Raw genomic sequence first — 23,956 nt, forward strand, 5'->3', positions numbered from 1 at the left:
TTGGGTTGGGGCGGGCGGGGGCCCTCATTTTTTTGTTTCTGGGGGGGGGCGGCCCCGCGCCCGCCACTACCGGTATCCGCTCAGCGCGGATCGCGCGATGCGCGACGACCGAACCACCAGCCAACCAGCAACTGCACCGGCAGCGAAACCAGCAGGCCGATGACGAACCACTGTGGGAAATCGCCCCCCATCACCCACAGGCCATAGCCCGCGCCAAGCACCAGCAACGACCAGATCGAAGTGCCATGCGCGCGCGGCCAGCACGGTGCGTAGTAGGTGGCAAAGGCAATGGCGGCGATGCCGCCGAGCACGGTGAATGCCAGGTCCCAGCCGAGCTGCGCCTCGCTTCCCGGCGTCATGCCCAGCAGCGACGGCAGCCAGCCGGCGGCACTGCTGACCAGGGCCAGCGCGAGCAGCGCGCCGATCAGGGCGAGCAGGGAGAGAAAGATGGTCTTGAGCGTGGCGGGCATGCGCGCATTGTACGGCCGCCAGGCTGCCCGGCGCTGCCGGTGGATCGGCATGGCCGCCGTGCCCGTGGGAGAGGGGAACGGGCACGGCGGCCATGCACAGGGGGTCAGGCAGCGAAGTCGATCACCACGCGGCCTTCGATGGTGCCGGCGTGCATGCGCGCGAACACATCGTTGACGTTCTCCAGGCGATCGGTGCTGACCGTTGCCGCAACCTTGCCTTCTGCGGCGAACCGCAGCGACTCCTGCAGGTCCAGGCGGGTGCCGACGATCGATCCGCGCACGGTGACGCCGTTGAGCACCATGCCGAAGATGTCCAGCGGGAAATTGCCCGGTGGCAGGCCGTTGAGCGAGACCGTGCCGCCGCGACGGACCATCCCCAGCGCCTGTTCGAACGCCTTGGGCGAAACCGCGGTGACCAGTGCACCATGCGCGCCGCCGATCTCCTTCTTCAGGAACGCGGCCGGATCGGTGGTGCGCGCGTTGACGGTGACCTGCGCGCCCAGGCGCCTGGCCAGGGCCAGCTTGGCGTCGTCCACGTCCACCGCAGCAACGTTCAGGCCCATCGCGCGGGCGTACTGCACGGCCATGTGGCCGAGGCCGCCGATGCCGGAAATGGCCACCCAATCACCGGGCTTGGTGTCGGTGACCTTCAGGCCCTTGTACACGGTGACGCCCGCGCACAGCACCGGCGCGATCTCGACAAAGCCCACTTCCTTCGGAAGCAGGCCGACATAGTTGGCATCGGCCAGTGCGTACTCGGCGAAGCCGCCGTTGACCGAGTAGCCGGTATTGCGCTGCGTTTCGCACAGCGTTTCCCAGCCTCCCAGGCAGTGTTCGCAATGGCCACACGCCGAGTACAACCAGGGGATGCCGACCCTGTCACCTTCCTTGATGTGCCCTACCCCGCCTCCCACGGCCACGACGTGCCCCACGCCCTCGTGGCCGGGGATGAACGGCGGGTTCGGTTTCACCGGCCAGTCGCCCTCGGCGGCGTGCAGGTCGGTGTGGCAGACGCCACAGGCCTCGATCTTGACCAGCACCTCGCCCGCCCCCGGGCGCGGTACCACGACTTCTTCGATGACCAGCGGCTTGCCGAACTCACGGACGACGGCGGCCTTCATGGTTCTGTTCATGCGTGCTTCTCCGTAGTGCGCTTGCAGACAGGATGGCGCCGGCCCCATGCCCGCGCCTTGATCCCGATCAATCCTCAGAAGAAGCCGAGCTTCTTCGGTGCGTAGCTGACCAGCAGGTTCTTGGTCTGCTGGTAGTGGTCGAGCATCATCCGGTGGTTCTCGCGGCCGATGCCGGACTGTTTGTAGCCGCCGAACGCGGCGTGTGCCGGGTAGGCGTGGTAGCAGTTGGTCCATACCCGCCCGGCCTGGATCGCGCGGCCCACCCGGTACAGGCGCGCGGCATCGCGGCTCCAGACGCCGGCACCCAGCCCGTACAGCGTGTCGTTGGCGATCTGCAGCGCTTCTTCCTCGGTCTTGAACGTGGTCACCGACACCACCGGCCCGAAGATCTCCTCCTGGAACACGCGCATGCCGTTGTGGCCCTTGAACACGGTCGGCTGCACATAGAAGCCGCCGGCCAGGTCGCCACCGAGCGCAGCCTTGTCGCCGCCAATCAGCACCTCGGCGCCTTCCTCGCGGCCGATGGCGATGTAGGACAGGATCTTCTCCAGCTGTTCGGCCGATGCCTGCGCACCCACCATGGTGTTCGGGTCCAGCGGATTGCCCTGCCGGATCGCTGCCACGCGTTCCAGCACGCGCTCCATGAAGCGTTCGTAGATCGATTCCTGCACCAGCGCGCGCGACGGGCAGGTGCAGACCTCGCCTTGGTTGAAGGCGAACATGACGAAACCTTCCACCGCCTTGTCGAGGAAATCATCGTCCTCGGCCATCACGTCGGCGAAGAACAGATTCGGCGATTTGCCCCCCAGTTCCAGCGTCACCGGAATCAGGTTCTGGCTGGCGTACTGCATGATCAGGCGGCCGGTGGAGGTTTCGCCGGTGAAGGCGATCTTGGCGATGCGCGGGCTGCTGGCCAGCGGCTTGCCCGCCTCCAGGCCGAAGCCGTTGACCACGTTGAGCACGCCCGGCGGCAGCAGGTCGCCGATCACTTCCATCAGCACCAGGATCGACGCCGGCGTCTGCTCGGCCGGTTTGAGCACCACGCAGTTGCCCGCGGCCAGTGCCGGCGCCAGCTTCCAGGCCGCCATCAGCAGCGGGAAGTTCCACGGGATGATCTGCCCGACCACGCCCAGCGGTTCGTGGAAATGGTAGGCCACGGTGTCGTCGTCGATCTGCGACAGGCTGCCTTCCTGCGCACGCAGGCAACCGGCGAAGTAGCGGAAGTGGTCGGCCATCAGCGGCACGTCGGCGTTGAGCGTCTCGCGGATCGGCTTGCCGTTGTCCCAGGTCTCGGCATGGGCCAGCAGTTCCAGGTTCTGTTCGATGCGATCGGCGATGCGGTTGAGCAGCAGCGCGCGGTGTGCGGCCGATGTGCGGCCCCAGGCGTCCTTGGCGGCGTGCGCGGCATCGAGTGCGGCGTCGACGTCCTCGGCGTTGGAGCGGGCCACTTCAGTGAACACCTGGCCGTTCACCGGCGAGAGGTTGTCGAAGTACTGGCCGCTGCGCGGGGCGACCCATTCGCCACCGATGTAGTTGCCATAGCGCGGCTTGAACAGGGAGCGCGGATCGGTGGCATGCGGGCGGGTGGACGGTATGGCGTTCATGGCGGTTCCTGCGATGGGCGTGGTACCTCCACAGGCGCAAGGACGATGCCAACCCTGGCCTGCTGCGCTGCATCACGCCTTCATCGCCCGGCCGTCGGTCATCCTGTCGCGCGCCCTGCGGCGGCGCAGCAAGCGCGGCCGTTGCAGGCCGGCGCAGGGTGTGCTGTTAATCGGGACAGGTCCCGCAACAACTGTCGCAATGTGCGACACAGGAGGCTGTCGGTGTCCCCGCTTGCTCCCGATCCCCGCCTGGGCAGTGCCCGGCGCAGTTTCTTCGAGCGCGGCGCTGCCCCGGTCGGCGCGGTGCCGGAGGCGATCCTGCATTCCTGGCAACGCTGCCAGCGGCACGGCCTGCTGGTGGATGCGCAGCCGGCCGCCGAACCACTGACCGACCACCGCCTGCGCGAACTGCGCCAGCGCCGCGAGCGCCTGTGGCGACAGGCGCGCCCTGAGCTGGATGGGTTGGCGGCGGAAATGACCCACAGCGGCAGCATCGTGCTGCTGACCGATGAAGACGGCTGGATTCTCGACGCCGAAGGCAGTGCCGGTTTTCTCGACAAGGCGGGTCGTGTCGCGCTGATGCCGGGCATGCGCTGGGACGAGGGCACGGTCGGCACCAACGCGATCGGCACCGCGCTGGTCGACGGGCGCGCGCTGCAGGTGCGTGGCGGCGAGCACTACTTCGCCCCGCACGGCATCCTCACCTGTTCGGCGGTGCCGATCCTCGATCCCTACGGACAGTGCCTGGGTGTGCTCGATGTTTCGGGCGACGCGCGGCTGCCACACGTGCACGCGCTGGCGCTGGTGCGGCAGGCGGTAGCGCAGATCGAGCACCGCGGTTTCGCCGACGGCCTGGCCGACTGCGAGCTGCTGCGCCTGCATCATCAACCCGCGCTGCTCGGCAGTGCGCGCGAGGGTGTGCTCGGCTTCCGCGGCGGTCGCCTGGTCGCAGCCAATCGTGCCGGCCTGTCCCTGTTCGGGCTCGATCGGCAGGACATCGGCCGCACGCCGTACGAAGCACTGTTCGAACAACCGCTGTCACGGCTGGCCGATGACGGCGTGCTGCTTGATCGCCAGGGTCGTCGTCTGTACGGCGTGCGCGAAGCACGCGCGTCGCGACGCAGTGTGGCCACGCCGGCGGCGACCGCGCCGTTGCCGGCGCGCGCGCAGGGGCCGCTGTTCGATACCGCACAGCAACAGCAGCTGGCCACCGCCGGGCGTGTGCTGCAGGCCGGGTTGCCGGTGCTGCTGCAGGGCGAGACCGGCACCGGCAAGGAAGTCTTCGCGCGCGAACTGCACGCACGCAGCACGCGTGCCGGTAAGCCCTTCGTCGCGGTGAACTGCGCGGCGTTGCCGGAAGGCCTGATCGAAGCAGAACTGTTCGGCTACGAGGACGGTGCCTTTACCGGTGCGCGCCGCCAGGGCAGCCCGGGCCTGCTGCGGCAGGCAGAGGGCGGCACGTTGTTCCTCGATGAGATCGGCGACATGCCGCTGGCGCTGCAACCGCGTCTGCTGCGCGTGCTGCAGGAGCGCGAGCTGTCACCGCTGGGCGGTGGCAAGCCGGTGAAACTGGATTTTGCGCTGGTCTGCGCCAGCCACTGCGAGTTGCTGCAGGCGGTGGACGCCGGTCGCTTCCGTGCGGATCTGTATTACCGCATCGCCGACCACGTGGTGACCCTGGCACCGCTGCGGCGGCATCCTGATCGCGGTGCCGTGGTGGATGCCCTGTGGCAGCGGCTGGGACAGGGCCACGTGTTGTCTGCGCAGGCGCGCGCGGCACTGCTGGCCCATGCCTGGCCCGGCAACCTGCGCCAGCTGAGCGCCTGCCTGCGCACGCTGGCCGCCCTAGCTGAGCCGGGTCAAGCGGTGGATCCGCAGCTGCTGCCGGTGGAGGTGCGTGCAGGCACGACGGCCGCGCCAGCACTGCCTGCCAGCGGTGCGCTGGAAGAAATCGCCGAGGCGGCCATGCGCCAGGCGCTGGCTGATTGCCAGGGCAACGTCAGCGCGGCCGCCAAGCGGCTGGGGATCAACCGCAGCACTCTGTACCGGCGGCTGGGTACGCCACGCGGCTGAGCGGATGCGCTGGCGCCGGGCCTGTGCCCAGCTCCAGCAGGGGCCAAGGAATCAGCTGGCCAGCACCGCGGCCTCGCGCGCCAGGCGCTCGACGCTGTCCCAGTCGCGGGTCTGCATCAGCGCGGCGGTGGTCAGCCAGGAGCCGCCCACGCACAGCACGTTGGGCAGGTGCAGGAACTGGCTGGCGGTCTGCGCGCTGATGCCGCCGGTCGGGCAGAAGCGCACATCAGCAAACGGGCCGTGCCATGCCGACAGCATCGCGGCCCCCCCGGCCTGCACGGCGGGGAAGAACTTGAAGGTATCCAGGCCATGTTCCAGGCCGACGATCAGCTCCGAGCCGGTAGCCACACCCGGTAGGTAGGGCAGATCGGCATCGCGTGCGGCGGCGTACAGCCGTGGCGTCGCCCCGGGCGAGACCGCGAAGCGGCCGCCGGCTTCCTTCACGGCCTGCATCTGTGCAGCATCGAGCACAGTGCCGGCACCGATCACCGCATCCGGCACCGCTTCGACCATGGCCTTGATGGCCTCCAGCGCGCGTGGCGTACGCAGGGTCACCTCGATCACCGGCAGGCCACCACGGAACAGTGCCTGCGCGACCTGCACCGCATCGTCGATGTCATCGGGGGTGAACACCGGAATCACCGGTGCCAGTTTCAGTACCGCACGAACGCGTGGATCAGCGCCGGACATCGAATCGCTCCTCGCCCATCAGGGCCAACACATCAGCTTCGCTGACGGGATTGAAATCGCCGGGAATGGAGTGCTTCAGGCCCCCGGCGGCCAGGCCGAAGCGCACGGTGGCGTCGGCATCGAAGGCGGACAGGATGCCATGCAGGATGCCTGCCGCGAAGGCATCACCGCCGCCGATGCGGTCGACGATGCCCTGCAGCTGGCGTACCGGCGCCTGTGCACGGGTGCCATCGCGGCCCAGCAGCAGCGCGCCCAGCGCATGGTGCTCCACGCTCAGCGTCTGCCGCTGGGTGCAGGCCAGCCACTGCAGCTGCGGGAATGCGTCGAATGCCGCTTCAGCTGCCGCTTCCACGCGCGCGACCACGTCGGCCTGTTCGAACCGCTGGCCGAGGATGACTTCGATATCGCGGTAGTCGGCAAACACGATGTCGGCCTGCGCGAACAGTTCGTGCAGGATCGCCTGCGCATCACCGCCCCAGCGCTGCCACAGCTTCGGCCGGAAGTTGCCATCGAAGGACACGCGCACCCCCAGCGCACGGGCGGCGCGCGCTGCAGCCAGCGTGGCCTGGGCCACGTCCGGGCCCAGCGCCGGACTGACCCCGGACAGGTGCAGCCACTGCGCGCCCTGCAGCAGCGCCGGCCAGTCGTAGTCGGCGGCGGTGCTGTTGGCGAATGCGGAATCGGCACGGTCATAGACCACTTCACTGGCCCGTTGCACCGCGCCGGTGGTCAGGAAATACAGGCCCATGCGACCGTCGGCATCCTCGCGCACGCTGCGCGTATCGACGCCATGCCGGCGCAGTTCGGCCAGCGCATGCGCGCCGAGCGCGTTGCCGGCGACGGTGCTGACCATGGCCACGTCATGTCCAAAGCGGGACAGCGAGACAGCCACGTTCGCCTCGGCGCCGCCGACGTGCACCTGCAGCTGCGGCGACTGCAGCAGCAGTTCGCGACCGGGTGCACCCAGGCGCAGCAGCAATTCCCCGAAACACACGATACGACCCATTTCTGCTCCTTCACGCGTGCCGCCCGCATGTGACACTGGGCGGCGTGGTTGTGGACCACGCGTGGGGCGTGGATTTGGCTAGCGGTGTCATTTCAATCCCGCCCAGCCTTGCCCTAAGCCTACCAAACTGTTGGAAGCATTGTCCTGCAAGCGTCTTGGAGACATTTCAGATCTGTTGCGGTGCAAGATGCCGGATCGGGAACGTGCTGTTAACGTCCGGCCTGACCAGCGGTGTCATCACGCTGAAACAGCCGCGATACCAGACCTTTGGGAGAGGGGAAAGGCATGCATTCTCGGAACCATGAAAAAAAGACACCGGTTACCTTGCTCGCGATGGCCGTCGCACTGGCCCTGGCAGGCAACGCCGGCGCGCAGCAGCAGAGCGCCAACCCGAACGCCACCGACCTGGATACGGTCACCGTCACCGGCTACCGCGCCAGCGTGGAGAAGGCGCTGGACATCAAGCGCGGCGAAGCCGGCGTGGTCGATGCCATCGTTGCCGAAGACATCGGCAAGTTCCCCGACCTGAACCTGGCCGAGTCGCTGCAGCGCATCCCCGGCGTGGTCATCACCCGCGAGGCCGGCGAAGGCCGCAACATCTCGGTGCGTGGCCTCGGCCCGGAATTCACCCGCGTGCGCATCAACGGCATGGAAGCGCTGACCACGGTCGGCGCCGGTGACCAGAGCGGCGGCACCAACCGCGGCCGTGGTTTCGACTTCAACGTGTTCGCCTCGGACCTGTTCTCGCAGCTGCTGGTGCGCAAGACCGCATCGGCCGACGTCGAGGAAGGCTCGCTGGGCGCTACCGTCGATCTGCGCACCGCGCGTCCGTTCGACTACGACGGCTTCACCTTCGCCGCCAGTGGCCAGGCCAGCTACAACGCGATGGCCGAGAAGGCCGACCCGCGCATCGCCGCGCTGGTCTCCAACACCTTCGCCGATGGCACCTTCGGCGCCTTGCTGTCGGTGGCCTATTCCGAGCGCCAGGCGCTGGAGGAAGGTTCCAACACCGGCCGCTGGGCCAACGGCCCGAGCAACGGCAACTTCGCCGCGTCCTCGCCGTTCGCCGCCGCGCGTGGCGCCAACGTGTTCCATCCGCGCTTCCCGCGCTACGTGCAGATGGAACACGAACAGAAGCGGCTGGGCGTAACCGGTTCGCTGCAGTGGAAGCCGAACGACGCCACCGAGATCTCGCTGGATGCGCTGTACTCGAAGATCGATGCGACGCGCGACGAGCACTACATCGAAGCGATCTCCTTCAGCCGCGGCGCCAATGCGAGCGCACGCCTGTCGGGCAAGCCGACCACCATCGTCAAGAACGGCGAGATCCGCGACAACGCATTGCTCTACGGTGAATTCGACAACGTCGACATCCGCACCGAGAACCGCCACGACGAGTGGAGCACCGAGTTCAAGCAGATCGCGCTGAACGGCCAGCACCGCTTCGGCGATGACTTCACCCTGTCCGGCAAGCTCGGCATCTCGCGCTCCAAGCACGAGAACCCGGTGCAGACCACCGTCATCATGGACAAGTACGACGTCAAGGGTTACAGCTACGACTACCGTGGCAACAGCCGTGCGCCGGTGCTCAACTACGGCATCGACCCGACCAATCCCAACGGCTGGGAACTGGCCGAGATCCGCCTGCGTCCGCAGTACGTGGACAACGACTTCGACACCGGCCAGATCGATTTCAACTGGAATATCAGCCCGGGCTTCCGCCTGAAGGGCGGTGTGCTGGCCAAGGACTACACGTTCAAGACCGTCGAACTGCGCCGCGCCAGCGAACTGGCCGTGCCCAACTTTGCCGGCGGCAGCAAGATCGTGCCGGCGGACCTGACCGAGCAGGCCGGACTGAAAGGCATCAGCGGCAGTCCGTCGAACTGGGTCGTGCCGGACCTGGATGCGATCGCCGAACAGCTGGACATCTACAGCAACAGCGGCACCTTCGCCGTTGCCCCGCGCGCCAACAACGTGCGCAGCGTGGAAGAGAAGGACCGTGGCGCCTACCTGATGGGTGAGTTCTCCACCGAACTGGGTTCGCTGCCGCTGTCGGGCAACTTCGGCGTGCGCTACGTGCGCACCAAGCAGTCGTCCACCGGGCAGTCGACGCTGGCCAACGGCACCGTCGAAACCACGGTCAGCCGCACCTACGACGACACCCTGCCCTCGTTCAACCTGGTGGCTGAAGTCACCCCGGACTTCCTGATCCGGCTGGGTGCGGCCAAGGTGATGAGCCGTCCGGGGCTGGGCAGCCTGACGCCGGGCGCGACGGTGGCGGTGGCCGGTGGCGCACGCACCATTTCCAGTGGCAACCCGGTACTGGATCCGATCCGTGCGACCAATGTCGACCTCGGCTTCGAGTGGTACTTCGCCGAAGGCGCGATGGCCGGCATCGGCCTGTTCTACAAGGACATCGAGAGCTTCGTGCAGACCACCCGCGAAGTGCGCCCGTACAGCGACAGCGGCCTGCCGGCTTCGCTGCTGGTCGGCACCGGCGCCTCGGCCACCGATGACTTCACCTACAGCAAGCCGGTCAACACCCCCGGCGGCGAACTGCACGGCGTGGAGGCCAACTACACCCAGCCCTTCACCTTCCTGCCGGGCAAGTGGGCGAACCTGGGCGTGCAGTTGAACTACACCTGGGTGGAATCGAAGATCCAGTACATCAACGCGGCCGGGCAGCCGGTGATGAAGACCGACCTGACCGGCCTGTCGAAGTCGTCGTGGAACGCCACGCTGTTCTATGAAGGCGAGAAGTTCGCCGGGCGCATCTCGGCCACCAACCGCGATGACTACCTGACCCAGGCACCGGGCCAGGAAACCGGCTTCAACCTCGATGGCTACCACGGCATGACCGGTACCACGGTGTTCGATGCGTCCATCCGCTACAAGATCAGCGACCAGCTGGAACTGAGCCTGGAAGGCATCAACCTGACCAACGAGGCGTCCGACGAGTGGGTGTACTCGCCGCTGACCGGTCGCCTGCCGCTGCAGTACACCGAGACCGGCCGCCAGTACCTGCTGGGGCTGCGCTACAAGTTCTGAGCAACGCCGGCGGCGTGCCACCCGGCACGCCGTCGTTCGCCACGACCGCTGCTGCGCCGCAAGGTGCCGTCGCGGCGTGGCCTTGCTACGGTCCGGCGGCCCTTGCCGGCCGTCGCCCGTTGAAAGGAAACGCCTGATGCCGCACCGCTCGACCCTGTCCCGCTGCCTGTTGCTGGCGGTGGCCTTGGCTGCCGGCCCCGCGATGGCCGCTACCGATGCACCCACGCTGCTGTTCCACGTCGATGCCGGCAAGGGTCTTGAGGCCGTGGTGGCGCAGGGTGAGGCGGTGCCGAACTTCCGCGACAAGGTCGACATCGTCGACGACGGAGCGCGCGGCAAGGCGATCCAGTGGCAGGACGACGGCGTGCTTGCCTGGGATGCGCCTGGCAACATCCTTGCCCAGCGCGGCACCCTCGCCTTCGACTGGCGCGCGCGGTATGCGGTGGGCGAAGCTCCGTTCGTGATCTTCCGCGTCGGCTACGCCGACCACAGCAGCTGGGACATGGCCTGGCTGCGCATCGACTGGAACGGGCATGGCTTCGATGCGTTCGTCACCGATGCCAACCTTGCCCGCACGCGTGTGTCGTTCCGCATGGACACGCCGCCACGCGCGGACCAGTGGCTGCACCTGGCCTTCGCCTGGGATGAAGACCAGGGCGTACGCCTGTTCGTCGATGGTCGCGAGGTGGCGCGTGTGCAGGCCAGCGGTGACTACGATGCGGCCCTGGACCAGCTCGGCCTGGCCGGACGGGTGATGGCGCCCTACCAGGTGCAGAGCCGCTACAACTTCCTGCGCGGCAGCGATTTCCAGCACATCCGCGTGTACGACCGCATGCTTGATGCTGCGGCCGTCAGTGCGCTCGCGCGTGGCAAGGCCGTCACCAGCGCCGTTGCCAGCGCCAGCGATGACCGCGCCTGGCGCCATCGCTTCGGCTGGGACGGCGCAGCGCCACCGGCATTGACCGCAGCCAGCACGCGCATCCGCAAGATCGAGTTCGCCGATACCCGCGATATGAAAGCGTGGATGTGGAAGGCCACCGACGGTATCGCCGAAACCACCTGGCCCGGTGTCTACAACCGCTCGCGCCTGCCCGGCCGCAACGACTACTTCCAGTTGCCGGACTGGAACACCTATGTGGAAAGCGGCCAGCACCTGGACCTCACCCTCCCGGCCGGCGAGACCGTCAACCGCGTGGAGATCCGCGGTGCGGCGTTCGGCACGCTGGCCCACGGCCGCGATGCGGCGCACGCCACGCAGGTGCTGGCAACGCGTCCCCAAGGCGTGGTGCGCAGCGTCGACGACATTCCGGCACAGACCGGGGGCGTGCTGCGTTTCAGCAACGTTGAACAGGAGACGCCGATCCAAGAGATCTGGGCGTATGACGTGAGCGAAGGCGCCGAGCCCGATGGCACGGTCAAGCAGAACTATGTCATCGACAGCCAGGCGCTGCCCGACTACACCAACCTGGACACGCTGCGCCGTTACATCGACGGCCGCTATCCGCTGGCCGAACGCAGCACGGTGATGGCGCTGCCGAAGGGCGCAGGCTCGCGGCGCCGCAGCGCCGACACGCTGCCGGCCGAGCCGAAGCCGATCGTGCACGTGCTGATTCCCTCCGGCGTGGGTGATGCGCCGGCCAACCAGCCGTTGATCCGCAGCTGGGCCTACAGCTGGGAAAACATGCATGACGGCCTGGACGGCGTGGCCATCGACATCCCCGCACTGGACCTGCCGGCCACGCACGATGGGCTGATCCCGCTGAACATCCGCATCAAGGATCCGATCTGGCCGGCGCGCGACATGATCGATGTTTCGGTCTCGGTGCAGCCCGGGCAGAAGCGCACGCTGTGGCTGGACCTGCGCGACCGCATCCTGACGCCCGACAGCCTGTGGTTGAGCATCGCCTCGGCTGCTCCCGGCTTCGACGCCAAGGCACTGGACGGTGCGCAGGTGCGGCTGGTGTTCAAGCCACGCGCCGAGGCGATCAAGGAGCATGTGGCCGACCGCTTCAACCAGGTGCGCGACAACTGGGGCTTCCTGGTGGAGGAACACACCACCTCCAAGCGCCAGCGCCTGTATGCGCGCGTATACGCGGACCTGAGCGACCTGCTGCGGGTGGACCCGGACCACGAACTGGGCCGGTTGTACTGGAACTACATCAGCTACAACAGCCAGGGGCGACCACCGTACACCGCGCCGGACGCGCCCAAGGGCGTACCGGCGTGGGCGTTCCACCAGGTGCAGGACCTGGCCCAGGTGCGGCAGTTCGTCGACTGGTGGATCGATCAGCGGCAGGTGGCCTACGGCGATTTCGGTGGCGGCATCTCCGACGATTCCGACCTGACCCAGCAATGGCCGGGGCTGGCCCTGATGGGCGTGCAGCCGGACCGCCTGAATGCCTCGCTGACCGCATTGTCAGACGCGGTGTACCGCAATGGCATGTTCAGCAATGGCCTGAGCACCATCGAGACCGACGAGCTGCATGCCTACGAGGAAGGCATCAACACCAACAGCGCGATGCTCTACCTCAACTGGGGTGATCCACTGACCCTGGAACGATTGATGGAAACGGTGAAGGCGTTCGACGAGCGCATCATCCTGCGCAACCCGCAGGGTCATCTGCTGTTCTCCAGCAACTGGTTCGGTGGCAACAAGGTCTACCGCGAACCGAACTGGCAGTGGCAGAAGCCGTACTCGTTCCCGGTGCTGCATCCGGCCTTCCTGCTGGGCCAGTACAACGCCGACGCGACCGGACGCCGGCTGGTGATCGGCCTGGCCGATGGCTATCTGGCCCACGCCGGCAGCGACGACAAGGGCCGCTTCACCCTGCCCAACGAAATCAACTGGGCGACCGGTGAGACCCGCGGCGGCGAACTCAACAGCGGCTCCGGCAGCGGCGATACCATGCATACGTTCTGGGCGGCATGGCGCTGGACCGGCGATGCGAAGTACCTGCAGGCGCTGGACTACCGCGTGCAGCGCGGCGGGCCCGGCGCGCTGGCCAACCTCGGCGAGAACTACGTGGAGGCGCTCGGCCGGCAGCAGGACTGGTACCCGCTGCTGACCGCCGAGGCCGATGCCGGGAAGACCGGCTTCGCCAGCCTGATGGCCTGGCAGGCCAGCGGCGACCGCAAGTACATCGACGCACTGCATGCCGATGGTCTGCAGGCCAAGGCGCAACGTGCGTACATGAACACCGAAGGCCACTGGTGGTCCGACCGGGTGGAAGCGCCGAGCGAGTTCCTGCAGCGTGCACGGCTGGGTGGCATCGCCCTGAAGCGCAACCAGAGCTGGCCCGGGCACACCGTCAGCTGGCGCTTCGATCGCGAGGGTGCCGCCGAACAGGTGGCGCTGCTGGTGCATGCGCCCTCGCGCGAGCGTTTCACGGTCACCAGCCATAACCTCGGTTCGCGCGTGATCGCCGCTGACATGACCGGTTGGAACGTGGCCAGCGGTACCTGGCGCGTGCGCAGTGGCGTGGATGGCGACGGCGATGGCCGCATCGACGGTACGCCGCGCGAGCGCGTGGTGCAGCTGGAAACGAGTGCTTCGGTACCGATGCAGTTCCAACCTGGCCGCACCGAGGTATTCGAGTTCGAGCGCGTGTCTGCGGGGACGCCGGTGGATACGCGTCCGGATCTGGGCGTGGGCCGTGGTGATGTGCGGATGGACGGGCGCCAGGTACACGTGACGGTACATGGCCTTGGGCATGTGGCCAGCGGCGTGGGCGTGGCGGTGCTGGAAGATGCGCGGGGCCGCGAGATCGCACGCACCGAAGTGCCGGCGATGGCTGCACCGACTGACCTGTTGCCGAAGACCGCAGTGGTGTCGTTGCCGTTGCCGGCCGGTGATCGAAGTGGCCTGCGCGTGCGTGTTGCACTGGCCGACGGCGGAGAGGAAGTCACGCGGCTCAACAATGTGGTGGATGTGCCGCGGTGAACTCCGCGTTCCGCCGGGCATGGCCCGGCGCTACCGATGAATCGGTTGCCCACAAGCCCTGGTAGCGCCGGGCCATGCCCGGCGGAACGCGATCAGGACGCTTCGGTCTCCATCACCTTCACCCGGCGCTGGTACCAGCCGTCGTCGAGCGGATCGAACACCGCGCTGCGCTCCATCACGCCCTGGTAGACGTGGACGGATACGGCTATGTCCTCGTCGCTGGCGTTGCGCAGCGTGTGGTACTCGTGCGGTGGGATCAGGCTGCCGGCGCTGCCGCGGTGACCGTACAGCGTGTCCTGCGCGGCGAAGCGGTGACGTTCGCCACGCTGTTCCAGCAGCGCATACGGGGTCACGATCAACTCGCCCTGCCAGACCCCCTCCACGCACCACATCGCATCGTGGTCGTGCAGTGGCGTGCCCTGCCCCGGGCCCCAGCACATCGCAATGACGCTGTAGCCCAGCGTAGGACTGCGGTGCAGTTCACGGCGCGCGTAATGGCCATCCACCGGACGGCGTACACAGGGCGGCAGCTCGATCAGCGGATCGATGATGGCCTCACGCAGCACCCGCTGCAGCGCATCGGTGATCGCCTTCGGATCGACCAGGCAGACAGCGCCGTCGATCCCTGCAATCAAGCGCTCGCGGCCGGTAAACGGCGGTGGCGTGAACATCGCTTCCATGAACCGACTCTAGCCGAGGCGGGTTAACAGAATGTTTGCATCGCGGTGTCATCACTGCGTGCCGCGCTGAACGAAGGGCACTTTTGCATAGAGCGCACGCTCTCCCGCGCGTGGATCGTCAACCACGCGGCTGTGCCGATCGAACAACATCGTCTGCCGTTGTGGCAGTGAATACGGGGCCCATTGCGACAGTCCTGCGTGATTCGGATCACCAGAACGCGCAAACGCAATCAGGGCATCGCTCATCGTCGCCGCCAGTGCAATGGCGGCGTCACCACCGCCGGTGCGGGCACCGGGCAGGCCGGCGTTGTCGAACACCAGCGGGATATCGAGCGTGTGGAACGCGCGCAGACGTCCCTCTTCCACCGGTGACGGCCAATCGAGCTGGTAGGCCCAGGTCGGTGCGGCACCCGATGTCTGCCGGGCGCGCGCCTCCAGTTCTTCCACTGCACCACGCCAGGAACGACCGGCCGTAGTGGCGGCGAAGAACACCTCTGACGGCGTGTAGTGCGGATACAGGCGTCGATATTCTGCGATCACCACCGAAGGTAAAAGATCGACGAACTGCTGCTTCTCCAGTTGCGCCGGCAGGCTCTCCCAGGTCAGCGTGAAGTTGGCCGGGTCGTTGCCTAGAAACGCGCGCGTCTCATCGTGGGTGTTGCCGATCACCATCGGAATCGACGCGGACTGCGCCGGTGCCTGTGGCCAGAACGGATGCACCGGCAGCACCACCTCATCCAGCACCGGGCCGAAATACAGCGCGCTGCTTTCCACCCGCGAAGGATCGCGTGCGCGGGTGGCGGCCAGCAGCTCGGCCGTCGGCAGGCGCAGCAGTGCCTGCAGGTCGCGCGCGCCAACCGCGTCCATCGCAATCGAAGCGCGTTGCGCCGCCGCACGTGGACCGGCCGCGGTGACCTGCTGCCCGCTCATCGTCCACGCGCGCTGGAACAGGCCCTTCGCTGCGGGCATCGCCATCAGCGTGGCGATCTTGGCGCCGCCACCGGACTGTCCGAACACGGTGATGTTGCCGGCATCGCCACCGAACACCGCGGCGTGCTCCCGCACCCACTGCAGCGCCTGCACCAGATCGAGCTGGCCGACGTTGCCGGAGGCCGCATAACGCGGGTCGCCCAGCGCGCCCAGGTACAGGTAGCCGAAGGTGTTCAGGCGGTGATTGACGGTGACCATCACCACGTCACCGCGCCGGCACAGCGCGCTGCCGTCGTACAGCGGGTCGCTTCCGGAACCGTTGTTGAAGCCGCCACCATGCAGGTAGACCAGGATCGGCCGCTTGCCGCCGTCGCCGAGCGCTGGCGTCCATACGTTGAGGAACAGGCAATCTTCGCTGCCCGGACCATCCGCCCCCGTCTGGGGTGCAGAGGCGGCGTATTCCAGGGCGTCGGCGATGCCTCGCCAACCTGTCTCGCGGCGTGGTGGCTGGAAACGGTAGGCGGAGGTGTCGGCGCCATAGCGTAGGCCACGGAACATGTGCACGCCGTGCTCGCGCTGGCCACGCACGCGGCCGCCACGCAGGCGTGCCACCACCTGTGTGTCAGCACGTGGTCCAGGCAGTGCGGATGCAGGAAGCGCTGCGAGGGTGGCCGTGGCCAGCGCCCAGCGTGCACTGTCGCGCAGGAAACGACGGCGCTGCAGGTCGGTCGTCCCTGCGTTCAAGGTGCGGCCTCCGTCGTCTGCAGCCAGCGTTGTGCCAGCAGCGGCCACACGGCCAGCGTTGAATCAGGCGGCATGCGCATGCCGAAGCCATGGCCGCCGTGGGCGAACAGATGCAGTTCGTGCTCGACGCCCGCCTTGGCCAGCGCCTGCGCCATCACCTCGCTGTTGTGCACGCTGACCACGCGGTCGTCGTTGGCGTGGATCAGCAGCGTCGGCGGCATGTCCGCGCGTACGTGCTGCTGCATCGAATACTGCGCAGCCAGCGCCGCATCGGCCCGCTCGCCCAGCAGGCGTCCGCGTGAGCCGCTGTGTGCATGCGGGCCCATGTCGATTACCGGATACACCAGCACCGCGCGGGCGGGACGCGCGCTGAGGCGGTCGATGGCATCGCGCGGCGGGTAGACCGGTGCATCGAAGCCGGTGGCCAGCCGTGCGGCGACGTGGCCACCGGCGGAGAAGCCCATCACCGACACGCTGTCGGCATCCAGCCTGCGCCGTGCGGCCTGGTCGCGCACCACGCGCAGTGCGCGCTGCGCGTCTGCCAGCGCCGCCTGGCGGTCGCGGTCGGCCTGCGGCAGGCGGTAGCGCAGCACGAACAGGGTATAGCCGGCACGCTCCACCCACGCCGGCACCAGCGCGCTGTCTTCCTTGTCGATCACCACGCGCTGGTAGCCGCCACCGGGAATCACCAGCAGCGCGCGGCCGTTGCCGTGGGCGGGTGTATGCACCAGCAGGTAGGGCGCATCGACCTGGTCGATGAAGCGATCAGGGTGGGCCGGATCATCGCTGCGCTCGACCACGCGCGGCGGTCGCGCAGTGCCGGTTTCACCGGGCACCTGGCCGGCTGGCCACAGGGGTATCTGTTCACCAGCCAGCTCCTTGCCCAGCCGCTCGCCCGCGCGCAGCGGCGCATCGGCGGCGGACGCAGGGATGGCCAGCAGCAGACCGGACAGCAACAGCAGCACACGGGAAAAACGCATGGTGGGCAGGGCTCCAACGGGGAGGCAACAGAGTGGCCGAGGTCACCGGCAAGCGCTCGTGATGCGCTGCGGCTTGCACGATGACACCGGTTTACCATATACACCTCCTGCAGACGCTGTCGATGGGCAGTGCAACAACGCCAGAGGGAGACCGTTCTTGAGCAACGAACACGGCATACATGGGCAGACGCCGCCGCCGGACGATGCGGCCGCGATCGCCCACGCCTTCACCACCGCGCGCCGCGCCGGCCAGGCCCTGCCCGGCTTCCCGGGCCTTGTTCCGCCTGATCTGGTGGCTGCCTACCAGGTGCAGGATCTGGCCATCGCCAACTGGGATGACCAGGTGGTGGGCTGGAAGGTTGGCTACATCGCTGCCGAGCGCCGCGACGCATCCGGCGACGACCGCCTGCTGGGCCCGGTTTTCTCGCGTCAACTGAAAAATGCTACCGGTGGAACAGTGGACATTCCGGTGTTCGTCGGAGGCTTCGGCGCGGTCGAGGCCGAGTACGTGCTGGAGCTGTTGGAGGACGCTCCGGCCGCACAGCTGCACTGGTCGCCCGAGCAGGCCGAAGCGCTGCCGGCGCGCCTGTACATCGGCGTGGAAGTGGCCAGCAGCCCGCTGGCGACGATCAACGAGCTCGGCCCGCGCGTGGTGGTGTCCGACTTCGGCAACAACAATGGCCTGGTGCTGGGGCCGGAGATCGCCGACTGGACCGCCCGCGACGAGACCGACCTGCGCGCCGAAACCCTGATCGAGGGCGAGGTGGTCGGCACCGGCGGAGCAACCCGTCTGCCCGGCGGCCTGCGTGCGGCGTATGCGTTCGCGCTGTCCCGTTCGGCGCTGCGCGGCCGGCCGTTGCGGCGCGGCGACCTGATCGCCACCGGCAACGCCACCGGCATCCATGACATCACCGCAGGACAGACGGCGCTGGTGCGGTTTGCCGGCTTCGGCGAGATTGCCTGCAGGGCCGTACCGGCCGGGTAACCGCCGCACGATCCGGTGAACACGCGCGGGAGGGCGCAGATGATCACACGACGACACTTCCTGGCCGGTGGCGCTGCTGCGCTGGCCACCCCGATGCTCGCGGCCTGTGGCCGCGGGCCCGCCGATGCCATCGACGGTGGCCAGCTGCTGACCGCTACCGACGTGCACGTGGCCGACTACCCCACCGTGACCGCGGTGAAGTGGATCGGCGAAACGCTGCAGCGCGAAAGCAACGGTCGCCTGCGCCTGCGGCAATACCATTCCGGCCAGCTCGGTCGCGAATCGGAAGCGATCGACATGGCCCGTTTCGGTGCCATCGACATCACCCGCGTGTATGCCGGTGCGCTGAACAACGCATTCCCGCTGACCCAGGCACTGTGCCTGCCGTATGTGTTCGAGTCGGTGGCGCACCAGCGCGCCGCACTCGATGGCGGCATCGCCGAGGCGGTGCTGCGCGGGTTCGAGAGCCGCGACCTGGTCGGCCTGGCGATCTACGATTCCGGCGCGCGCTGCTTCTACAACACCAAGCATCCCATCGTGCAGCCCAGCGATCTGCACGGGCTGAAACTGCGCGTGGCGTCCTCGGACATCTTCATCCAGCTGATGCGCCTGCTCGGCGCCAACCCGACGCCGATGTCGCTGGGCGATACGTTCTCCGGCATGGAGACGCACATGATCGACGGTGCCGAGAACAACATGCGCAGCTTCCATTCCAGCCGCCACTTCGAGGCCGCGCACTACTGGTCGCAGAGCGATCACTCGTATGCGCCGGACGTGCTGCTGATGTCGCGCGCCAGCTTCGAGCGCCTGCAGCCGGCCGACCGCCAGCTGCTGCTGGAGACCGCACGCGCCTCGGTGAAGGTGATGCGCGCGCAATGGGATGCGTCCGAAGACGCCGCGCGTCGCGCGGTGCTGGCCTCTGGCGTGAAAGCCAACGAGGTGGACCTTCCCGCGTTCCGCGCCGCCGCCCAGCCGCTGCTGCAGCAGTACCTGCAGCAACCCGAGCTGGCCGCGCTGGTCGCCCGCATCCGCGCTGCCGCCTGAGGACACTGCCATGACCGAGACGACGATTCCCGCCGCCGGCCCCGGCCAGCGCCTGCTGGACCACATCGCCGACATCGCCATCTACATCGCCGTGGCTGCGCTGCTGGGGCTGGTGGTGGTGCAGGGCTGGCAGGTGTTCGCCCGCTACGTGATCAACGATTCGCCCAGCTGGACCGAGCCGGTGACCCTGCTGCTGCTGGCCACGGCGATGAGCCTGGGCGCGGCCTGCGGCGTGCACACCAACCGCCACTTCGGCTTCTTCCTGCTGCACGCCTACATGGGTGCCGGCCTGCGCCGGGCGGTGGATGTATTCACCCAGCTGGTGGTCGCCGTGCTGGGCGGCTTCATCGCGTTCTGGTCGGCCGACCTGCTGCTGGATGGCATGGACATCAAGACCGCCGGCGCCAATCTGCCGCAGAGCATCAACTACCTGCCGCTGGCCGTGGGCGGTGCGCTGATGCTGTTGTTCGCACTGAACCGTGCATGGAAGGCGCTGCAGGCCACGGCCGCCGACGCCGCCGACGCTGAAGGAGATCGTTGATCCATGGGCATCACCATCCTGTTCTCTGTTTTCGCCGCGCTGCTGCTGTTGGGTGTGCCGGTGGCCTACGCGTTGGCCGCTGCGGCGCTGGCCACCCTGCTGTACCTGGACATTCCCAGCATCGTGCTGGTCCAGCAGATCTCCGCCGGTACCGGCTCGGCTTCGTTGATCGCCATTCCACTGTTCATCTTCGCCGGCGAGATCATGATGCGCGGCGGCATCTCTGAGCGCCTGATCGCCCTGGCCTCATCGCTGGTGGGGCGCATGCGCGGTGGACTGGGCCAGGTCTCGATCCTGTCCTCGCTGTTCTTCGGCGGTGTGTCCGGCTCGGCCATCGCCGATGTTTCGGCCGTAGGCGGCACGATGATTCCGCAGATGGTCAAGCGCGGCTACGACCGCGACTTCGCGGTGAACGTCAGCATCACCGCCGCGTTGGTGGCGCTGCTGGTGCCGCCATCGCACAACCTGATCCTGTTCTCGGCCGCTGCCGGTGGTGGCCTGTCGATCGCCGACCTGTTCGCCGCAGGCATCGTGCCGGCGCTGTTGATGACGCTGGCATTGATGATCACCGGCTACGTGGTCGCGCGTCGCCGTGGCTATGGCGTGGAAGTGTTCCCGGGCTGGCGCGCGGTACTGCTGCGCATCATCTCCGCCCTGCCCGGCCTGGGCCTGGTGGCGCTGATCTTCGTCGGTATCCGCGCCGGCATCTTCACCGCAGTGGAAAGCGCGGCCATCGCCGTGGTCTACGCCCTGCTGGTTACCACCGTGCTGTACCGGCAGCTGCGCTGGCGCGAGTTCTTCGACACGGTCATCCATGCCGCGCGCAGTACCGGCGTGATCCTGTTCGTGATTGCCACCGCGGCGGTGTTCGGCTGGCTGCTGGCCTACCTGCAGGTGCCTGCGGCGGCGGTGGACTTCCTGCAGTCGTTCGCGCACAGCCAGTTCATGGTGCTGCTGATGATCGTGGTGATGCTGTTGCTGCTGGGCACCTTCATGGACCTGGCACCGATGATCCTGATCTGCACGCCGATCTTCCTGCCGGTGGCCAAGGCCTATGGGATCGATCCGATCCACTTCGGCCTGGTGCTGGTGCTGACCGGTGGCCTCGGCCTGGTCACCCCGCCGGTGGGCTCGGTGCTGTTCATCGGCACCGCCATCGGCAAGATCAGCGTCGGCCAGAGCATGCGCACCATCTGGCCGTTCTGGTTTGCCGCGCTGGGCGTGCTGCTGATCGTCACCTTCTTCCCGTCGCTGTCGCTGTGGCTGCCCGCCGCACTGCGCGCCTGATGAGCGGAGGCGATCCCATGACACCCACGCTGCACCGCGCTGCTGCAACTGCCCTGCTCAGCCTGTTGCTGGCTGCGCTGCCCGCACTGGCTGCCGATCCCGCGCCCGCGCAGTGGAAGCGCGGCATCGAGCAGCAGCGCCAGGCTGACCTCGGCAACGGCACCTTCCTGAATCCGGTGCTGGCTGGCGACAGGCCCGATCCGTCGGTGCTGAAGGACGGCGACGACTACTACCTCACCCTGTCTTCGTTCGACGCCTACCCCGGCCTGCCGATCTGGCACTCGCGCGACCTGGTCAACTGGCAGCCGCTCGGCCATGCGATCACGCAGAACGTTGGGGCGATCTGGGCACCGGACATCGTCAAGTACCAGGGCCGCTACTTCATCTACTTCCCGGCGCGCACCGGTGAGCGCCGCAGCAACTTCGTGGTCTGGGCCGATGACATCAAGGGCCCGTGGAGTGCGCCGATCGACATCGGCCTGGGCGGCTACATCGACCCCGGCCATGCGGTGGGTGAAGACGGCAAGCGTTACCTGTTCCTCAGCGGTGGCGACTATGTGCAGCTGGCCGATGATGGCCTGAGCGTGGTGGGTACGCCGAAGCACGTGTACGACGGCTGGCGCTACCCGGAAAGCTGGGACGTGGAGGCGTACGCGCAGGAAGGGCCGAAGATCCACTTCCGCGACGGCTGGTACTACATGACCACCGCGGTGGGCGGCACCGCCGGCCCGCCGACCGGGCACATGGTGATCACCGCGCGCTCGCGCTCGATCCACGGCCCGTGGGTGAACGCGCCGAACAACCCGATCATGCGCACGCAGTCGGCCGCCGAACCGTGGTGGTCGCGGGGTCATGCCACGGTGATCGAAGGTACCGACGGCCGCTGGTGGATGATGTACCACGGCTACGAGAACGGCTTCTGGACGCTGGGTCGGCAGGCGCTGCTGGAGCCGATCGAGTGGACCGCCGATGGCTGGTTCGTGGCCAAGGGCGGTGACCTCGGGCAGCCGCTGCGCAAGCCATCGGGCAGCGCGCTGACGCCGCATGGCATGGCCCTGTCCGATGATTTCAACGGCCGTACGCTCGGCCCGCAGTGGGCGTTCTTCAACCCGGCCGTGGATGAATACCGGCGCCTGCGCTTCAGTGGCGACGGGCTGGTGCTGCAGGGCAAGGGCAGCACGCCGCGCGATGCCTCGCCGCTGACCACCATCGCCGGCGACCCGGCCTATCAGTTCGAGGTGCAGATGGAGATCGCTCCCGGCGCGGTCGGTGGTGCCCTGCTGTTCTACAGCGACCGCCTGTACGTGGGCGTGGGCAGCAATGGCGAGCAGTTCGTCATGCACCGCTACGGCGAGGAGCGCCCCACCCGGCTGGCGGCCAGTGCCAAGGGCGGCCGGCTCTGGCTGCGGGTGACCAACAACCGCCACATCGTCACCATCCACTCCAGCGCCGATGGCCAGACCTGGCAGAAGTATCCGGTTCAGATGGAAGTGTCCGGTTACCATCACAATGTGGCCGGCAAGTTCCTGGCACTGAAACCGGCGCTGTATGCGGCCGGCAACGGTGCGGTAACCTTCCGCAGCTTCCGCTATCGCGCGCTGGACTGAGCGCGCGCTGGAATCCCCAGGCTTATCGGGTTCACTACATGTCAGTGCGCAACAAGAACGATGCCGCTACGCCGGCATTGGCAAAGGGCAAGGCAGCCACGATCAATGACATCGCGCGACTGTCGGGTGTATCCAAGAAAACGGTTTCAAGGATCATCAACAACTCGCCGCTGGTGCGCAAGGACACGCGCGACAAGGTGGAAGCGTTGATGCGCGAGGTCGGTTACACCCCCGACCCGCTGGCCCGTGGCCTGGCCTTCCGCCGCTCGTTCCTGATCGGCATGGTCTACGACAACCCCACCGCGCAGTACATCGTGGACATGCAGTACGGCGCGCTGGATGCGCTGCGCGGCTCCAGCTTCGAGCTGGTGGTGCACCCCTGCGACAGCCGCAGCCCGGGTTACATCGACGGCGTGCGCCGCTTCGCCCAGCAGCAGAAGCTGCATGGGGTGATCCTGGTGCCGCGTGCGTCCGAAGACCAGGCGCTGGCGGACATGCTGGACGAGATCGGCTGCCGCTTCACCCGCGTGGCGGCGCTGCCGCTGGATGAAACCTCGCAGATGGTGGTCACCCACGACCGCGATGGTGCCGCCGAAGCGGCTGATTACCTGCTTTCGCTGGGCCACCGCGATATCGCCCTGGTAACCGGCCCGAGTGCCTACCGCTCGGCGCACGAACGCACCGCCGGCTTCATCGAGGCGCTGTCGCAGCGTGGCATCGAGCTGCCGAAGGACCGCATCATCGAGGCCGGCTACACCTTCGAATCCGGTGTGGCCGCCGCCGAGAAACTGCTGCTGGGCAAGCGCCGGCCGACCGCGATCTTCACCGGCAACGATGAAATGGCCGCCGGTATCTACAAGGTCGCGCTGCGCGCCGGCATCAACATTCCGCGCCAGCTGTCCATCGTCGGCTACGACGACAGCCCGCTGGCCTCGCGCCTGTGGCCGTCGCTGACCTCGGTGCGCCGGCATACCCGCGACACCGGCCGCACCGCCGCGGCGATGCTGATCCAGCCCGAAGGGCAGCCTGCGCTGCAGATCGCCAGCGTGCGTCCGCACCTGATCGTGCGCGATTCCTGCCAACCGCCGGAGGACTGATTCCAAAGGAATCAGTCCTGTAGGTCGCCAGCTTGCTTGCGACGCGTCCAGAAGGCCTCAATCCGGTAGGTCACGACCGTTGGTCGTGACACTCCAC

At 67.6% G+C, this 23,956-nt stretch carries 17 protein-coding genes; 9 read left to right on the plus strand and 8 right to left on the minus strand.

The features are described 5' to 3' along the window. Positions 1 to 80: 80 nt before the first annotated feature. From AC13GI_RS11365 to adh, 3 genes are all read right to left on the minus strand, one after another. Entirely contained in the window at positions 81 to 470 is a 390-nt protein-coding gene (locus AC13GI_RS11365; RefSeq protein WP_099819675.1) for a hypothetical protein, read from the minus strand. Positions 471 to 574: 104 nt separating this feature from the next. Next, complete coding sequence (gene adhP, locus AC13GI_RS11370; RefSeq protein ID WP_482996309.1) at positions 575 to 1,603, minus strand: alcohol dehydrogenase AdhP; 1,029 nt, start codon at positions 1,601 to 1,603, stop codon at positions 575 to 577. A gap of 74 nt (positions 1,604 to 1,677) precedes the next feature. Beyond that, entirely contained in the window at positions 1,678 to 3,207 is a 1,530-nt protein-coding gene (gene adh, locus AC13GI_RS11375) for an aldehyde dehydrogenase (protein WP_099819434.1), read from the minus strand. 222 nt (positions 3,208 to 3,429) lie between these two features. Here adh and AC13GI_RS11380 point away from each other — a divergent pair, with 222 nt between their 5' ends. Then, on the plus strand, positions 3,430 to 5,280 hold the full coding sequence (locus tag AC13GI_RS11380; RefSeq protein ID WP_243379971.1) for a sigma-54-dependent Fis family transcriptional regulator: 1,851 nt from the start codon (positions 3,430 to 3,432) through the stop codon (positions 5,278 to 5,280). A 51-nt stretch (positions 5,281 to 5,331) separates the two neighbouring features. On the opposite strand, the gene eda is transcribed toward AC13GI_RS11380, so the two are convergent. Together eda and AC13GI_RS11390 are read right to left on the minus strand one after the other, a co-directional pair. Then, positions 5,332 to 5,970, minus strand: a complete 639-nt coding sequence (eda, locus tag AC13GI_RS11385) for a bifunctional 4-hydroxy-2-oxoglutarate aldolase/2-dehydro-3-deoxy-phosphogluconate aldolase (RefSeq protein ID WP_099819436.1) — start codon at positions 5,968 to 5,970, stop codon at positions 5,332 to 5,334. Then, complete coding sequence (locus AC13GI_RS11390) at positions 5,957 to 6,976, minus strand: sugar kinase (RefSeq protein ID WP_099819437.1); 1,020 nt, start codon at positions 6,974 to 6,976, stop codon at positions 5,957 to 5,959. Before AC13GI_RS11390 ends, eda begins: the two co-directional genes overlap by 14 nt. 285 nt (positions 6,977 to 7,261) lie before the next feature. Here AC13GI_RS11390 and AC13GI_RS11395 point away from each other — a divergent pair, with 285 nt between their 5' ends. Then, a complete protein-coding gene (locus AC13GI_RS11395; protein ID WP_482996310.1) occupies positions 7,262 to 10,024 on the plus strand; it encodes a TonB-dependent receptor in 2,763 nt (920 codons plus the stop codon). A 136-nt stretch (positions 10,025 to 10,160) separates the two neighbouring features. Continuing rightward, positions 10,161 to 13,964, plus strand: coding sequence for a LamG-like jellyroll fold domain-containing protein (locus AC13GI_RS11400; protein ID WP_482996311.1), 3,804 nt, complete (start codon positions 10,161 to 10,163; stop codon positions 13,962 to 13,964). Positions 13,965 to 14,056: 92 nt separating this feature from the next. Here the strand turns inward: AC13GI_RS11400 and AC13GI_RS11405 are convergent, their stop codons facing one another. Genes AC13GI_RS11405 through AC13GI_RS11415 form a run of 3 tightly spaced genes read right to left on the minus strand, consistent with a single transcriptional unit; the run spans position 14,057 to position 17,298 of the window. After that, a complete protein-coding gene (locus AC13GI_RS11405) occupies positions 14,057 to 14,644 on the minus strand; it encodes a cysteine dioxygenase family protein (RefSeq protein ID WP_099819440.1) in 588 nt (195 codons plus the stop codon). 51 nt (positions 14,645 to 14,695) lie between these two features. Then, complete coding sequence (locus AC13GI_RS11410; RefSeq protein WP_482996312.1) at positions 14,696 to 16,318, minus strand: carboxylesterase/lipase family protein; 1,623 nt, start codon at positions 16,316 to 16,318, stop codon at positions 14,696 to 14,698. Beyond that, entirely contained in the window at positions 16,315 to 17,298 is a 984-nt protein-coding gene (locus tag AC13GI_RS11415; protein ID WP_099819442.1) for an alpha/beta hydrolase, read from the minus strand. The genes AC13GI_RS11410 and AC13GI_RS11415 overlap by 4 nt, the downstream gene beginning before the upstream one ends. Positions 17,299 to 17,455: 157 nt before the next feature. Here AC13GI_RS11415 and AC13GI_RS11420 point away from each other — a divergent pair, with 157 nt between their 5' ends. The 6 genes from AC13GI_RS11420 to AC13GI_RS11445 are packed head-to-tail and all read left to right on the plus strand — an operon-like array spanning position 17,456 to position 23,859. Further along, entirely contained in the window at positions 17,456 to 18,283 is an 828-nt protein-coding gene (locus AC13GI_RS11420) for a 2-keto-4-pentenoate hydratase (RefSeq protein WP_099819443.1), read from the plus strand. 39 nt (positions 18,284 to 18,322) lie between these two features. Next, positions 18,323 to 19,327: a TRAP transporter substrate-binding protein gene (locus AC13GI_RS11425; protein ID WP_346558512.1), complete on the plus strand. Its 1,005-nt coding sequence runs from the start codon at positions 18,323 to 18,325 to the stop codon at positions 19,325 to 19,327. Positions 19,328 to 19,337: 10 nt separating this feature from the next. After that, positions 19,338 to 19,868, plus strand: a complete 531-nt coding sequence (locus AC13GI_RS11430; RefSeq protein ID WP_380651722.1) for a TRAP transporter small permease — start codon at positions 19,338 to 19,340, stop codon at positions 19,866 to 19,868. Between the two features lie 3 nt (positions 19,869 to 19,871). Beyond that, complete coding sequence (locus AC13GI_RS11435; protein WP_346565165.1) at positions 19,872 to 21,155, plus strand: TRAP transporter large permease; 1,284 nt, start codon at positions 19,872 to 19,874, stop codon at positions 21,153 to 21,155. Between the two features lie 17 nt (positions 21,156 to 21,172). Next, positions 21,173 to 22,762, plus strand: coding sequence for a family 43 glycosylhydrolase (locus AC13GI_RS11440; protein ID WP_482996313.1), 1,590 nt, complete (start codon positions 21,173 to 21,175; stop codon positions 22,760 to 22,762). Between the two features lie 38 nt (positions 22,763 to 22,800). Then, a complete protein-coding gene (locus AC13GI_RS11445) occupies positions 22,801 to 23,859 on the plus strand; it encodes a LacI family DNA-binding transcriptional regulator (protein WP_025875485.1) in 1,059 nt (352 codons plus the stop codon). Positions 23,860 to 23,956: the final 97 nt, after the last annotated feature.

This window comes from Stenotrophomonas sp. 82F1, from assembly GCF_056861525.1.

Bases quoted from the DNA above. Each gene is read 5' to 3' on its own strand.
- AC13GI_RS11365 (WP_099819675.1), bottom strand. From the start codon at position 470: ATGCCCGCCACGCTCAAGACCATCTTTCTCTCCCTGCTCGCCCTGATC.
- adhP (WP_482996309.1), bottom strand. From the start codon at position 1,603: ATGAACAGAACCATGAAGGCCGCCGTCGTCCGTGAGTTCGGCAAGCCG.
- adh (WP_099819434.1), bottom strand. From the start codon at position 3,207: ATGAACGCCATACCGTCCACCCGCCCGCATGCCACCGATCCGCGCTCC.
- eda (WP_099819436.1), bottom strand. From the start codon at position 5,970: ATGTCCGGCGCTGATCCACGCGTTCGTGCGGTACTGAAACTGGCACCG.
- AC13GI_RS11390 (WP_099819437.1), bottom strand. From the start codon at position 6,976: ATGGGTCGTATCGTGTGTTTCGGGGAATTGCTGCTGCGCCTGGGTGCA.
- AC13GI_RS11395 (WP_482996310.1), top strand. From the start codon at position 7,262: ATGCATTCTCGGAACCATGAAAAAAAGACACCGGTTACCTTGCTCGCG.
- AC13GI_RS11400 (WP_482996311.1), top strand. From the start codon at position 10,161: ATGCCGCACCGCTCGACCCTGTCCCGCTGCCTGTTGCTGGCGGTGGCC.
- AC13GI_RS11405 (WP_099819440.1), bottom strand. From the start codon at position 14,644: ATGGAAGCGATGTTCACGCCACCGCCGTTTACCGGCCGCGAGCGCTTG.
- AC13GI_RS11415 (WP_099819442.1), bottom strand. From the start codon at position 17,298: ATGCGTTTTTCCCGTGTGCTGCTGTTGCTGTCCGGTCTGCTGCTGGCC.
- AC13GI_RS11425 (WP_346558512.1), top strand. From the start codon at position 18,323: ATGATCACACGACGACACTTCCTGGCCGGTGGCGCTGCTGCGCTGGCC.
- AC13GI_RS11430 (WP_380651722.1), top strand. From the start codon at position 19,338: ATGACCGAGACGACGATTCCCGCCGCCGGCCCCGGCCAGCGCCTGCTG.
- AC13GI_RS11435 (WP_346565165.1), top strand. From the start codon at position 19,872: ATGGGCATCACCATCCTGTTCTCTGTTTTCGCCGCGCTGCTGCTGTTG.
- AC13GI_RS11440 (WP_482996313.1), top strand. From the start codon at position 21,173: ATGACACCCACGCTGCACCGCGCTGCTGCAACTGCCCTGCTCAGCCTG.
- AC13GI_RS11445 (WP_025875485.1), top strand. From the start codon at position 22,801: ATGTCAGTGCGCAACAAGAACGATGCCGCTACGCCGGCATTGGCAAAG.